Source organism: Pseudodesulfovibrio hydrargyri (assembly GCF_001874525.1).
GTDB lineage: Bacteria > Desulfobacterota > Desulfovibrionia > Desulfovibrionales > Desulfovibrionaceae > Pseudodesulfovibrio > Pseudodesulfovibrio hydrargyri.
This window is the reverse complement of sequence record NZ_LKAQ01000005.1, coordinates 46,198-58,179: the sequence shown is the minus strand read 5'-3', so window position 1 is coordinate 58,179 and position 11,982 is coordinate 46,198. Positions and strand designations below refer to the sequence as shown.

Below are 11,982 nucleotides of genomic sequence, written 5' to 3'. Positions count from 1 at the left end.
CCTTATCCGAAAGATAGATGCGAATAAACCGGCATTGCGGAAGATTTAAACCTATTCCACAGCGTTTCCACAGACTGTGCGAACAGGAAACTTTTTTCGCAAAAATCTGTGGAAAACATGAAAACAAAAGAAATGTGGCGTTTGCATGACAACCGCCCGATAAGCTGGACCGGCCCGGCAACCGCGCGTATATACGCGACATGCCCGCCCCGTTTCTCTGGCTCGAATTCCTGGTCCTGTTCGGCCTGCTCCCGTCGCTCCACGCCCGCGGCTGGTTGCCGTTTCCCAAAATCCCCCTGCTCCTCGTCTTTGCGGGCGGTTGCCTGATCTATCTAGGCAAGGGCGGATTCCTCCCAAAAATGGAATTTTCCACTTTTCTTCGCAAAAACAACCATTTTTTGCGGGCCATAGCCCTCCGGTCCCTGATGGTCGCCCTCTGTTCGGCCATAACGGTTTTTATCTGGGCTCCGGACCAACTTTTCGGTTTTCCACGCGCCAGGCCCCTTCTGTGGTTGGCCGTCATGGCCCTGTACCCCCTGCTGTCCGCCTTTCCGCAGGAGACCATCTACCGGGCCTTCCTCTTCCACCGCTACGCCCCCATCCTGAGGACGGAACGCGCCCGCACCTGGGCCAGCGTCCTGGCCTTCTCCTTCCTGCATATCGTCTTCGCCAACTGGGTGGCCGTGGCCCTGACCCTCCCGGCGGGCTGGATCTTCACCCGGACCTACCGCAGGACCGGCTCCCTGCTCCTCGCCTCCCTGGAGCACGCCGCCTACGGCTGTATCGTCTTCACCGTCGGCCTCGGCCGGTTCTTCTACAACCCAGCCTGATCGACTTCTCCACTTTGTGAGCAAACCAGTTGCCGAAAACGATCCATCAAAGTATACAGGTAGAATGCGATCGGCGAAATAGGGGTGTGCACAAAGGCGGGAGACAAGGTGGGAAAGGAAATAGTCGACAGCAAGTTCCTGGAATCAATGGCGGATCGCCGCCCGTTCATGAAGCGGATGTTCACCGTGTTCATCTCCCAGGAGCCCAAGAGAATCCAAAGTATCAAGGACGCCCTGTCCTCCGGCGACGTGGAGAAGCTGCGCCATTTGGCCCACTCCCTCAAGGGCGGAGCCGCGACCATCGGCGTGGAGCGCGTGCGCGAATGTTGTCTTCAGCTGGAAAACGCCTGCAAGGCGGGCGACCTGGACAAGGCAATGACGCTCATGGACGATCTCGAGGAAGAGATGCGCAACGCCTACGAATTCATGTTCAACTATCTGGCCGAGCACTGATCCGGCCCGCGACGGCGATTTTTCAGGCCCGGCGGCAACACCGACGGGCCTTTTTCGCGCCCTGCGGCCCGCCCTATCCCCTGAGAGGCGCACGGCCCACGCCGGGCCAGATGCGCACCAGTCCGAAGCCCGCCCGGATGAAGGTCCACAGGGTCGAGGCCAGCCAGATATAAACCAGCACTTGCGGCGGCTCGAAGAACTCCACGGCCAGCACGCACGCCACGCCCACGGCCGAGGCCGCCAGCATGCTGTTGCGCAGGTAGGCGAAGTCGCCGGTACCCCAGTGGATGCCGTCCGTGGCGAATGACAGGGAGCCTATGGGCTGGGACAGGGAGACCACGATCCACCCCGGCCCGAACACGGCATAGGCAGCCGGGGGGACCAACAGCCAGGCCACCAGGTCGGTGCCCAGCAGCATGGCCGCGCACAGTGCCACGCCCGTGCCGAAGCTCCACCAACAGACCAGCCGGGCCACGTCGCGGGCCTTGGCCCGGTCGTCCGCTCCCAGAAAATAGCCGACCAGGCTCTGCCCGGTGATGGCGAAGGCGTCGAGAAACAGGGCCGAAAAGAGGAAGAATTGCCGGGTGGCCTGGAAGGCCGCGCCCTGATCCGGGCCAAACCGGTTGGCCACCCGGGTGCACAGGGTCAGGAAAACCAGCACCGCCCCGGTGCGCAAAAACAAATCGCCGCCCACGCGCATAAGCCGGACCAGTCCCGCGCCGCGCATGTGAACGGTCAGCCCCAGAGTGCGGTATACCGCGATCAGACACCAGAACGCCCCGATCCACTGGCTGACCGTGCTGGCTATGGCCGCGCCGGCCACGCCCATGGCCGGAAACGACCCGTGGCCGAAGATGAGCAACCAGTCCAACAGGACGTTGATCACGTTGATGCCCACGGCCACGTACAGCGGCGTGCGCATGTCCTGGGCTCCGCGCAGCCCGCCGAAACAGGCCAGGGTGACCAGCACTGCGGGCGCGCCCAGCAGCCGGTAGAACATGTATTGACAGGCGTAGTCGTTGACCAGCCCCTCGGCCCCGAAGATCGAGGCGAGGGGCGACAGGAACCAGATGGACACGGCCAGAAGTCCGAGGCCAATGCCCGCGGCCAGCAGGGCCGCCAGGGAGACCACCTTGACCGCGCGGCCCTCCTCGCCCCGGCCCACGCTGTGCGCCACCTCGGTCTGGGTGGCTATGCCAAGGAAGGCGAAGGCCCAGAATATGGCCGAAAAGGCCATGGTCCCCACACCCAGGGCGGCCACCGGCTCCGAGCCGGGTATGCGCGCCACGAAGGCTGTGTCCGCCAGGCCTGTCAGCGGCTCGGCCACCAGGGAAAAGAGAACGGGCAGGGCCATGCGGACGAGCGTCCGGTTGGGCCTGTCCAGAAAGGGATGCCGTTGAGGCGGTTGTTTCGGATTGTCCTGCACCGTGTTGTCTCCTGCCGGATTAGCCTGAGCACATCCCCCCGGCGATGACAAGCAAAGCTTTCCCTTTCAAACGCTTTTCTGTTACCAATAACTCCCATGGAATCTTTGGAAATGTCCTTTCTGCTCGGCCTCGCCAGCCTGCTCTACACCGCCATCGAGATCACCGGCATTTTCACCGCCCTGGTCGCCATCCGCGAGACGCGCACCCCGCAGGGAGCCGTGGCCTGGGCCATCTCCCTGGTCACCTTCCCCATCGTCACCCTGCCCCTGTACTGGATTTTCGGCCGGTCCAAGTTCCATGGCTACGTGGACGCCATGCGTACCGGCCGGAAAGAGTTCCAGCGGCGCATCGGCGACCGCCACGACGTGCCGCCCGTCACCCCGCTGTCCGAACGCAGGCTCCCGCACCTGCCGCGCACGGTCTTCGAGACCTTGGCCGAATCGCCCTTTCTGGGCGGCAACGCCATGGAGTTGCTGGTCAACGGCACCGCCACCTTCGAAGCCGTCTTCGCCGCCATCGAAGCCGCCGAACGATACGTGCTGATCCAGTTCTACATCGTGCGCGACGACTCCCTGGGCAAGGAGCTCGGGGAGCTGCTCGTGCGCAAGGCCCGCGAAGGCGTGCGCGTCCGTTTCCTGTACGACGAACTGGGCAGCTACACGACACCGGCCGCCTATTGGGAAACCCTGCGCGCCGCCGGGGTCGAGGCCCACCCCTTCCACACCACGCGCGGGCCGGGCAACCGCTTCCAGCTCAATTTTCGCAACCACCGCAAGATCGTGGTCGTAGACGGCCACACCGCCTTTGTCGGCGGCCACAACGTGGGCACCGAATACCTCGGCGGCAAGGACAACGGCTACGGCGGCTGGCGCGACACCCACGCCCGCATCTCCGGCCCGGCCGTGCTGCCCATCCAGGTCTGCTTCGGCAAGGACTGGTACTGGGCCACCAGTGAGATCCCGGACCTGGACCTGTCCATGCCCGCAAGGCAGGGCGACGCCGAGGTCCTGGCCCTGCCCACCGGCCCGGTGGATGCCCTGGAGAACTGCTCGCTCATGTTCATCCAGGCCATTGCCTCGGCCAAGGAACGGTTCTGGATAGCCAGTCCCTACTTCGTGCCCGACACCTCGGTCATGAAGGCGTTGCAGATGGCCGCCATGCGTGGCGTGGATGTGCGCATCATGCTGCCCAAAAAACCCGACCACCTGATGGTCTACCTGGCCGGATTCGCCTGCCTCAAGGAACTCGGCCAGCCCGGCATCCGCGTCTTCCGGTACGTGGACGGCTTCCTGCACCAGAAGGTCTTCCTGGCCGACAACGGTCTGGCCGGCGTGGGCACCGCCAACCTCGACAACCGCTCCTTTAGGCTCAACTTCGAAATCACCATGCTCGTCGAAGACCCCGACTTCTGCAAAGACGTCGAAAGCATGTTCCTCGACGACTTCAACCACTGCATCGAAACCGGCCCCAACGAATACGACGATAAAAATATCCTCCACCAGACCATCATCCGCTTCGCCCGCCTGCTGTCGCCCATCTTGTAGGGGAGGGAGACGCCTCCGGCGGCCGGGGGAAGGGGAAGAGGGGACCCCTTTGAAAAGGGCTTCCCCTCCCTTCCCCGGACCCCCATCCCCATCTCCCCTCCTAAACTTTTTCTGCCGCTTCGCGGATGGCGGCAGCGCGTTAAATCTGTCCCTTTCCACCAAAGTTTAAGACGTCGCCTTCTCGATTATTCCTACCCTTCGCCCTTCCTGGCGGCGTGGGCAACCGTCCCGAAGAGTTCGCGCCGGGCGGCTTCCCGCATGCCGCAGACGTTCGGCGCGAACTCTTCGGGACACCGCACTGCCGAGCTATTCCCTTCTCTCAGCCGCCCCCCCCCACGCCTCCTCGCCCCCGCTCTTCGCCGCAGGCGACACAAAAAGTTTGGGAGGGTCCGGGGCAGCGCCCCGGCCGTCGAAGACGCCCGCCCGGCGAGGGCCCGCCGGAGGCATGCACACAAAAAAGGGAGCCTCGCGAGAGACTCCCCTTGGACATTCCGTATGAATCAGGGCCTAGAAGATGTCGGCCATGGAGTAGAGCTTGCCGGGCTTTTGGCGGGCCAGCCATTTGGCGGCGCGCAGGGCACCGGCGGCAAAGGTTTCGCGGGAGTGGGCGCGATGGGTGATCTCGATGCGTTCGCCGGGGCCGAAGAAGTACGCGGTGTGGTCGCCGACCACGTCGCCGCCGCGCAGGGTCTGGACGCCGATCTGCTTCTTGGGGCGGGCACCGATGATGCCGTCGCGGCAGTGCTGCTTGACCTCGTCGTAGTCCCAGCCGCGCGCCTCGGCCAGGCACTGGGCCAGCTTGAGGGCGGTGCCGCTCGGGGAATCCTTCTTCATCTTGTGATGGGTCTCGGACAGTTCCACGTCATAGTCCTCGCCCAGGGCCTGGACGAGCTGGGGCAGGAACTTGAGCAGCACGTTGATGCCCACGGACATGTTCGGGGCCCAGAAAATCGGGGTCTTCTTGGCGGATTCGGCCAGTTCGGCCTGCTGTTCGGGGGTCAGGCCGGTGGTGCCGATGACCGCGGGGTTGCCGTATTTGGCGGCGATCCTGGACATGGCCACCGAGCCCTCGGGGGCGGTGAAATCAACGATCACCGCGCCGGGCACGTTGGGCAGCAGTTCTTCGAGGCAGTCGGAGACGGCACATTCGTAGTTCAGGCCGTCGGCATGGCCCTTGCGTTCGCACGCGCCCACCAGGTTCAGGGTCTCGTCGGCCAGGGCCATGTTGATCAGGGTGTTGCCCATCCGGCCCTTGGCGCCTTGGATGACGATGTCGACAGTCATGGAATCTCTCCTTGTCTCGTGTTGAAAATACGTATGCCTAAAAGTCCAGAAGAGACTTTTGCCTAACTGCGGTCCTGCCTTCGAGTAATGCCTGGAAGGCGTCGAAGTCAATGACTTCAACCCCCAGCTTCCCGGCCTTGGCGACCTTGGACCCGGCCTTTTCGCCGGCCACCAGGTAGTCCACCCTCTTGGAGACGGACTTGACCGGCACGCCGCCGTGCGCCTCAACCATGGCGTGGGCCTCGTCGCGCGTCACGGGCAGGGTCCCGGTGAACAGGAAGACCTTCCCCGCCAGGGGGAAGGCATCGGACGGTTCCTCGGCCACGGTGCCGCCTTCGGGCCAGACGCCCAGCTCACGGAATCGGCCGATCATCTCGCGGTTGGCCGCGTCCACGCGAAAATCCAGGACGGACTCGGCCATTTTGTCGCCGATCCCGTCCAGTTTGGTCAATTCGTCGATGGAGGATTCGAACATCTCGCCGAGATCCCCGAACCGGGCGGCCAGGGTGCGTGCCGCCTGTTCACCGATGTGGCGGATGCCGAGCCCGGCGATGAGCCGCCAGAGCGGGGCCTCGCCCTTGGCCTTTTCAATGGCCTTGAGGAAATTCTCCGCCGACCTGTCGCCCATGCCTCCGTATCGGAGCAGGTCGGTCTTCTTCAGGGTGAAGAGGTCGGCCGGACTGTTCAGGACGCCGTCCTCGGCCAGCTTGCGGACCCACTGTTTGCCCACGCCCTCCATGTCCATGCCCGCCTTGGACACGAAATGGATGAGCCTCTGCACGGTCTTGGCCGGGCAGGTGGGGTTGGTACAGATGACCCGTTCGCCGTCCTCCACGGCCGGACTCTCGCAGACCGGACAAACCATGGGAAAGACGAAGGGCACGGCGTTGTCGGGCCGCTGGTCCAGGTCGGCGGACAGGACCTGCGGGATGACGTCGCCCGCCCGCTGGATGAGCACCGTGTCGCCGACGCGCAGATCGCGCTCCTCGATGTACCCCTTGTTGTGCAGGGTGGCGTTGGAGACCACCACGCCCGCCAGCTCCACGGGCTCCAGCTCGGCCACCGGGGTGAGCACGCCGGTGCGGCCCACCTGAATGCGGATGGCATTGAGCCGGGTCTTGGTCTGATGCGCCGGGAACTTGAGGGCCAGTGCCCAGCGTGGGGCGCGGGAGGTGTAGCCCAGCGCGTCCTGCATCCCCCGGTCGTTGACCTTGGCGACCATGCCGTCGATCTCGAAGGGCAGCGTGTCGCGCGCGGCCATCAATTCCAGGAAATAGTCGGCCACTTCCCTGGCCGAACCGCAGAGCTTGACCTCGGGCGGGATGGCGAAACCGAGATCGCGCAGCCCTTCCATGAGCTCCTGCTGGGTGGCCCAGTCCGCGTCCCGGCCGGACCATTGCACCCGGCCCACGCCGTAGGCCATGAAGCGCAGGGGGCGGGAGGCGGCCACCTTGGGATCAAGCTGGCGGATGGTCCCGGCCGCCGCGTTGCGCGGGTTGGCGAAGACCTTGTCACCCTTCTCTTGTTGGCGGGCGTTGAGGGCCGCGAAATCCTTGTTGGACATGATCACTTCGCCGCGCACCTCGAGGAGTTCGGGAACATCGCCGCCGTGCAGGGTCATGGGCAGGTTCATGACCGTGCGCATGTTGCCGGTCACGTCCTCGCCCACCAGGCCGTCGCCGCGCGTGGCCGCGCGCGCGTAGCGCCCGTTCTCGTAGATGACCTCCAGGGCCAGGCCGTCCATCTTGGGATCGGCCCAGTAGGCCACGTCCGCAGTGCCCACGCCCTTGGCCACGCGCTCATGGAAGGCGTACCAGGCGTCCGGGTCCATGGCGTTGTCCAGGGAGTACAGCCGCAGGGCGTGCTCGTAGGGGGTGAATCCTTCGGCGGGCTCGCCGCCCACCCGCTTGGTCGGGGAATTGGGGTCGTCGAGTTCGGGGTGTCCGGCCTCGATGGCGGCCAGTTCGCGAAACAGTTCGTCGAACTCCTGGTCCGAGATTTCGGGGGCGTCCAGGACGTAATAGCGGTGATTGTGATACTCGATTTTTTCGCGCAGCTCGGCCGCGCGTCGGGCGACGCTTTCAGGGACCATGTACTCTTTCTACCTGGATATAATTATAAAATTTGTCTGAGTTCAGCCAGATTGGTCTTCTTGCCCACGGCCAGCAGCGTGTCGTTGGCCCGGATGACTTCCTTGGGGCCGGGGTTGAAGACCATCTCCCCGGACTCCTTCTTGATGGCGATGACGATCAGGTTGAAGTTGGGCCTGATCTTGGACTCTATGAGGTCCTTGTCCACCAGTTCGGATTCGGGCGACACGGTCAGTTCCTCCATCTGGAGGTCGATGCCGCCGCGCACGGCCAGATCGATGAAGTTGGTCACCGTGGGCCGAAGCACGCTCTGGGCCATGCGCAGGCCGCCGATGAAGTGCGGCAGGACCACCCGATTCGCCCCGGCCAGTTCCAGCCGGGAGATGTGCGACTTGTCCCCAGCCCGGGCCACGATGGTGATGGTCGGATTGAGCTGGCGCGCGGTCAGGGTGACGTAGACGTTGGCCGCTTCGCTGGTCACGGCCGAGATCAGGGACCTGGCATAGGGAAGCCCGGCGCTGATGAGCACGGCGTCGCTGGTGGCGTCGCCCTCGAGGCACAGGATGCCCTCCTGCTCCATCTTGTCGATGAGGGCGGGATCGTTCTCGATGACCACCACGTCGTGGCCGTCCTTCATGATCTCCTGGACCACGATGCTGCCGATGCGGCCGTGGCCGCAGACGATAAAATGGTTCCTCAACTTGCTGATCATCTTCATCATTCTGTGCTTACCCCACATTATTTGCAGTCGCCCGTCAATGAGCACCTGGGCGAACGCGCCCGCGATGTACACGAAGCCGCCCACACCGAGCATGATCAGGAAGGCCGTGAACACGCGCCCTTCCGGAGAGAGCTGGTTGACCTCCATGAATCCCACGGTGGAGAGGGTGATGACCACCATGTAGAAGGAGCTGGCCAGGTCCCAGTGCTCGTAGATCATGTAGAAGCCGATGCCGAGCAGGAAGATCAGGACGAGATAGACGACGCCGAGGAGGATGCTCCAGAAGGAGCCCAGCCTGGCGCGCATGCGCAGCATCCGTCGATGAAAAGTGCCCTTCATCCCTTACCCCAGTTCCAGCATCCGCTCGCGGATTCGGGCGATGCGGTCCCTGAGTTTCGCGGCCCGTTCGAATTCCAGTTCCTTGGCGGCCTCGCGCATTTCGCGCTCCAGCCGCTTGACGGTCTTGTTCAGCGTCTTCTGGTCCGCGCCGTAGTCCACCCCGTCCTCGGCGGCCAGGGCCACGGCTCCGTCCTTGTCACCACGGCCTCCGAGCTCTCCGAAAAGATTGTCCACCTTCTTGCGGATGGTGGTCGGCGTGATGCCGTTGACCCGATTGTACTCCTGCTGCTTCTCCCGCCTGCGCTCGGTCTCCTCCATGGCTTCGGCCATGGAGTCCGTGACCTTGTCCGCATACAGGATAACCCTTCCGTCCGCGTTCCGGGCGGCCCGGCCGAAGGTCTGTATGAGCGAGCGCGTGGAACGCAGGAACCCTTCCTTGTCACCGTCCAGGATGGCCACCAGGGACACCTCGGGGATGTCCAGCCCCTCGCGCAGGAGGTTGATGCCCACCAGGACGAAGAATTCGCCTGCCCGGAGCGCCTGGATGATGGCCATGCGCTCCAGCGTGTCGATGTCCGAGTGCAGATATTTGGCCTGCACGCCCATCTGGTTCAGATAGTCGTTCAGGTCCTCGGCCATGCGCTTGGTCAGCGTGGTCACCAGGACCCGCTCGTCCTTGGCCTGCCTCTTCTTGCACTCCGCCAGCAGGTCGTCAATCTGTCCCTGCGTCTTGCGGACCTCGATCTCCGGGTCCAGCAGCCCGGTGGGCCGGATGATCTGCTCCACCACCACGCCCTGGGCCAGGTCCAGCTCCAGCGGGCCGGGCGTGGCCGAGACGTACACGGCCTGATGGATGCGCTCCTGGAACTCCTCATAGTTGAGCGGCCGGTTGTCCAGGGCCGAAGGCAGGCGGAAGCCGAAATCCACCAGGGTGGTCTTGCGCGAGCGGTCGCCCCGGTACATGCCGCCCACCTGGGGAAGGGCTATGTGCGACTCGTCCACGAAGAGGATGAAGTCGTCCGGGAAATAGTCGATCAGGGTCGCGGGCGGCTGGCCCTCATAGCGCCCGTCCAGATGGCGCGAGTAGTTCTCGATGCCGTTGCAGTAGCCCAACTCCTCGATGGTCTCGAGGTCGTACATGGTCCGCTGCTCCAGCCGTTGCGCCTCGACCAGCTTGTTGTTGCGCTTGAGGTACGCCAGCCGGGACTGGAGTTCGTCGCGGATGTCGTTGATGGCCCGATCCACGTTGTCACGGTCGGACACGAAGTGCGAGCCCGGGTAGATGACCGTCTTTACCAGCCGGTCCTTGACCTCGCCGGTGAGCGGGTCGGTCTCGGTGATGGAGTCGATCTCGTCGCCGAAGAATTCGATGCGCAGCGCCTTCTCGCGGTTGTAGGCCGGGATGATCTCGACCACGTCGCCGCGCACCCGGAAGCTGCTGCGGTGAAAGTCGTAGTCGTTGCGCTCGTAGTGAATCTCCACCAGCCGTCCGAGCAGGGAGTCCATGGCCATGGTCTGCCCTTCTTCCACGGGAATGACCATCTTGGCGTAGAAGTCCGGGGAGCCCAACCCGTAGATGCACGACACCGAAGCCACCAGGAGCACGTCCCGCCGCGTCAGCAGCGCGTGGGTGGCCGAGTGGCGCATCTTGTCGATGTCGTCGTTGATGGACGAGTCCTTCTCGATGTACACGTCCGAGTGCGGCATGTACGCTTCGGGCTGGTAGTAGTCGTAATAACTGACGAAGTATTCGACCGCATTGTCCGGGAACAGCCCCTTGAACTCGGTATAGAGCTGGGCTGCCAGGGTTTTGTTCGGGGCCAGGATCAGGGCCGGGCGGTTGAGCTGGGCCACCACGTTGGCCATGGTGAAGGTCTTGCCCGTGCCTGTTGCGCCGAGCAGGACCTGGTCGCGCACGCCGGAGTTCAACCCGGCGATGAGTTCGGCCACGGCCTGGGGCTGGTCGCCCTTGAGGGTATATTCGCTGACTAGCTTGAAATTCGGCATTCTTCCGCACCCGGGCTTGAGCTGGCCCGCCAAAACACGTAAGTAACTATAAAAAACCTGTAACCGCGATCAGGAGTCAGCGCCATGGATATCTCCATCAACACCCCCGCCTCCCCCGTGCCCTGCGAGCGAGCCTACTCCCTGTCCATGGTCATCAGGAGCTTCAAGGGGCGGCGCGACGTCGAGGTGCACCTGTTCCGCTGCCGCTGGAAGCGGACCGAGGAAGCGGAGTCCGACTACACCGGGCTGGTCGAGCGGGACGCCTCCGCCCCGGAAACCGTTCTGCCCGAAGGCCGGAAGGTCATCCTCGAGTCGTTCACCGCAGGCGAACGCGATCTCATCGTCAATTACCTGAAAGAACAGTATTCCACAAGGCTTACGACCATCCGGTCCAACCCGCTGGCCTTTCCTGTCCCGGCCGGGCTGGCCGGGTTCACCGAGGTCCAGCCGGGCAAGGACGCCGGGTTCATCGAATTCGAAAAAATCCCGAGTTATCCCCTGGACTTCCCCCTCAAGGGGTACTTCGACCTGAGCCGCCACCTGCCTCTGGCGGACGAGGACTGAGCCGGGCTCACGCCTGGCCGTCGAACCGCCACACTCCCTCCCGGGTGGGCGCGTTCAATCCCTCGCGGAGCATGGACAGGAAACGGAACCGCTGAAACTCCCGCGCCCCGAAGCGCAGGAGATGCCGGGTGGTCTGCTGGCAGTCTATCAGGGTGAAACCCCACTTCCGCAGCTGCTCGACGAACACGGCAAAGGCCGCCTTGGAGGCGTCCGGCACGTTGTGGAACATGGACTCCCCGAAGAACACCGAACCGAGCGACACGCCGTACAGCCCGCCCACCAGATCGGCCCCCTGCCAAGCCTCCACGCTGTGGGCGTAGCCCAGCCGGTGCAGCATGATGTAGGCCTCGATCATCTCGTCCACGATCCAGGTGCCCTCCTGCTCGGGCCTGGAGCAGCAGGCGCAGCGTCGGATAACCGCCTCGAACCGGGTATCCAGGGTGAAGGTGAAGGCCCCCTTGTTGAGCACCCTGCGCAGGCTGCGCGGCACGTGCAGTTCGTCCGGGATGAGCGCCAGCCTCGGGCTGGTGGACCACCACAGGATGGGGGAATTCTCCGCGTACCAGGGAAAGATGCCGTTGGCGTAGGCGTTGAGCAGCCGCTGGGGCGAGAGATCGCCGCCCACGGCGAGCAGCCCGTCCGGATCGGCCTCTTCCGGGTCGGGAAACACGGGTTCGTCGAACAGGCGGTAGATGGTCATGGATCGTAAAAGGGAGGGCGGCC

Annotated in this window: 10 protein-coding genes; 4 read left to right on the top strand and 6 right to left on the bottom strand. The window is 64.0% G+C overall.

The annotated features are described in order from the left end of the window. Positions 1-200 precede the first annotated feature (200 nt). Positions 201-830: a CPBP family intramembrane glutamic endopeptidase gene (locus BerOc1_RS17565; protein ID WP_071547224.1), complete on the top strand. Its 630-nt coding sequence runs from the start codon at positions 201-203 to the stop codon at positions 828-830. Between the two features lie 108 nt (positions 831-938). Then, positions 939-1,283, top strand: a complete 345-nt coding sequence (locus BerOc1_RS17560; RefSeq protein ID WP_084641733.1) for an Hpt domain-containing protein — start codon at positions 939-941, stop codon at positions 1,281-1,283. A 73-nt stretch (positions 1,284-1,356) separates the two neighbouring features. Here BerOc1_RS17560 and BerOc1_RS17555 read toward each other — a convergent pair whose 3' ends face one another. Then, positions 1,357-2,709 (bottom strand): MATE family efflux transporter, encoded by a 1,353-nt coding sequence (locus BerOc1_RS17555; RefSeq protein WP_071547223.1) that lies wholly within the window; start codon positions 2,707-2,709, stop codon positions 1,357-1,359. A gap of 96 nt (positions 2,710-2,805) precedes the next feature. Here BerOc1_RS17555 and cls point away from each other — a divergent pair, with 96 nt between their 5' ends. Beyond that, positions 2,806-4,254 carry a cardiolipin synthase gene (gene cls / locus BerOc1_RS17550; RefSeq protein WP_084641730.1) on the top strand — a complete coding sequence of 483 codons (1,449 nt, stop codon included), beginning with the start codon at positions 2,806-2,808 and terminating at the stop codon, positions 4,252-4,254. A 507-nt stretch (positions 4,255-4,761) separates the two neighbouring features. Here the strand turns inward: cls and dapB are convergent. The 4 genes from dapB to uvrB are packed head-to-tail and all read right to left on the bottom strand — an operon-like array spanning position 4,762 to position 10,695. Next, positions 4,762-5,538 carry a 4-hydroxy-tetrahydrodipicolinate reductase gene (dapB, locus tag BerOc1_RS17545; protein WP_071547221.1) on the bottom strand — a complete coding sequence of 259 codons (777 nt, stop codon included), beginning with the start codon at positions 5,536-5,538 and terminating at the stop codon, positions 4,762-4,764. Between the two features lie 37 nt (positions 5,539-5,575). Then, on the bottom strand, positions 5,576-7,630 hold the full coding sequence (gene ligA / locus BerOc1_RS17540; RefSeq protein ID WP_071547220.1) for an NAD-dependent DNA ligase LigA: 2,055 nt from the start codon (positions 7,628-7,630) through the stop codon (positions 5,576-5,578). Positions 7,631-7,653: 23 nt separating this feature from the next. Beyond that, positions 7,654-8,655, bottom strand: a complete 1,002-nt coding sequence (locus BerOc1_RS17535; protein ID WP_129586581.1) for a potassium channel family protein — start codon at positions 8,653-8,655, stop codon at positions 7,654-7,656. Between the two features lie 36 nt (positions 8,656-8,691). Further along, complete coding sequence (uvrB, locus tag BerOc1_RS17530; RefSeq protein WP_071547218.1) at positions 8,692-10,695, bottom strand: excinuclease ABC subunit UvrB; 2,004 nt, start codon at positions 10,693-10,695, stop codon at positions 8,692-8,694. Positions 10,696-10,779: 84 nt separating this feature from the next. Here uvrB and BerOc1_RS17525 point away from each other — a divergent pair, with 84 nt between their 5' ends. After that, complete coding sequence (locus BerOc1_RS17525) at positions 10,780-11,259, top strand: hypothetical protein (RefSeq protein WP_071547217.1); 480 nt, start codon at positions 10,780-10,782, stop codon at positions 11,257-11,259. Between the two features lie 7 nt (positions 11,260-11,266). Here BerOc1_RS17525 and aat read toward each other — a convergent pair whose 3' ends face one another. Then, a complete protein-coding gene (gene aat / locus BerOc1_RS17520) occupies positions 11,267-11,959 on the bottom strand; it encodes a leucyl/phenylalanyl-tRNA--protein transferase (protein ID WP_071547216.1) in 693 nt (230 codons plus the stop codon). Between the last annotated feature and the right edge of the window lie 23 nt (positions 11,960-11,982).

Coding starts and splice junctions, on each gene's coding strand:
- BerOc1_RS17565 (WP_071547224.1), top strand. CDS start 201: ATGCCCGCCCCGTTTCTCTGGCTCGAATTCCTGGTCCTGTTCGGCCTG.
- cls (WP_084641730.1), top strand. CDS start 2,806: ATGGAATCTTTGGAAATGTCCTTTCTGCTCGGCCTCGCCAGCCTGCTC.
- dapB (WP_071547221.1), bottom strand. CDS start 5,538: ATGACTGTCGACATCGTCATCCAAGGCGCCAAGGGCCGGATGGGCAAC.
- ligA (WP_071547220.1), bottom strand. CDS start 7,630: ATGGTCCCTGAAAGCGTCGCCCGACGCGCGGCCGAGCTGCGCGAAAAA.
- BerOc1_RS17535 (WP_129586581.1), bottom strand. CDS start 8,655: ATGCGCGCCAGGCTGGGCTCCTTCTGGAGCATCCTCCTCGGCGTCGTC.
- uvrB (WP_071547218.1), bottom strand. CDS start 10,695: ATGCCGAATTTCAAGCTAGTCAGCGAATATACCCTCAAGGGCGACCAG.
- BerOc1_RS17525 (WP_071547217.1), top strand. CDS start 10,780: ATGGATATCTCCATCAACACCCCCGCCTCCCCCGTGCCCTGCGAGCGA.
- aat (WP_071547216.1), bottom strand. CDS start 11,959: ATGACCATCTACCGCCTGTTCGACGAACCCGTGTTTCCCGACCCGGAA.